At 57.2% G+C, this 1,270-nt stretch carries 1 protein-coding gene; it reads right to left on the minus strand.

The window, feature by feature from the left end; all coding sequences use genetic code 11:
• On the minus strand, window positions 1-1,270 hold a 1,270-nt coding region (locus tag AC2FNB_RS21285), incomplete at both ends, for a methylmalonyl-CoA mutase family protein (RefSeq protein ID WP_496748714.1).

Raw genomic sequence — 1,270 nt, forward strand, 5'->3', positions numbered from 1 at the left:
TCGGCAAAGTCCTCGATGCTTTTCTGGATTGCCGCAAAACCCTCATCGCCCTCGTAAGCTGCGCCATACACACCGGCGAGCGTTTTCACTTCGGCGCGGTGACGTCCGAATTCCTTTTCCATCGCCATGCTGATTTCTCCTACGGATGCGCGCGCGCGCGCGGCCTCGACCGCCGCCTCGAGCAGGTTGCCGCCTCCCTTGGCGCGGCGGGTAAGTTCGTTCAGGGCTGCGATACAGGCTTCCTCGTCACGGTCGGCCCGCATTTTATCAAGCCGCGCAATCTGCGCCTCGCGCACCGCTACGTTATCCACATCAAGGATATCGATCGGGTCTTCCTTTTCTTTGCGGTACTTGTTGACACCAACGATCACCTCTTCGCCGCGGTCGATCATTGCCTGACGGCGGGCTGCCGATTCCTCGATTCTGAGCTTGGGCATGCCGCTTTCGACAGCCTTGGTCATGCCGCCCATCTCTTCGACTTCCTGCATCAAGGCCCAGGCTTTTTCGATCAGTTCGTTAGTGAGGCTTTCGACATAGTAAGACCCTGCCAAAGGATCGACCACATCGGTCACCCCGGTTTCCTCCTGCAAAACAAGCTGCGTGTTGCGCGCGATACGGGCCGAAAAATCGGTCGGCAACGCAATCGCCTCATCCAGCGCGTTGGTGTGCAGCGACTGGGTGCCGCCCAACACTGCGCTCATCGCCTCATAGGCAGTGCGAATCACGTTGTTGTAGGGATCCTGTTCCTGCAGCGACACCCCCGAGGTCTGGCAATGGGTGCGTAGCATCTTTGAACGTTCGCTTTTCGCCCCGAACTCGGTCATCACCCGGTGCCACAACGTGCGCGCGGCACGGAGTTTGGCGATTTCCATGAAGAAATTCATGCCAATGGCAAAAAAGAAACTGAGCCTCCCAGCAAATTTGTCCACATCCATGCCCGCATTGATCGCCGCGCGCACGTACTCGCGCCCGTCGGCCAGCGTATAGGCCAGTTCCTGCACCAGGTTCGCCCCGGCCTCTTGCATGTGATAGCCCGAGATCGAAATCGAGTTGAACTTTGGCATCTCGTTTGATGTGAACTCGATAATGTCCGAGATGATCCGCATCGAAGGCTTGGGCGGATAGATATAAGTGTTGCGCACCATGAACTCTTTCAGAATGTCGTTCTGAATGGTCCCGGAGAGCAACGATTTGTCATGACCCTGTTCTTCGCCCGCAACGATGAAGCTGGCGAGAACCGGAACGACAGCGCCGTTCATTGTCATCGACA

The organism is Ruegeria sp. BHSB058 (genome assembly GCF_059613285.1).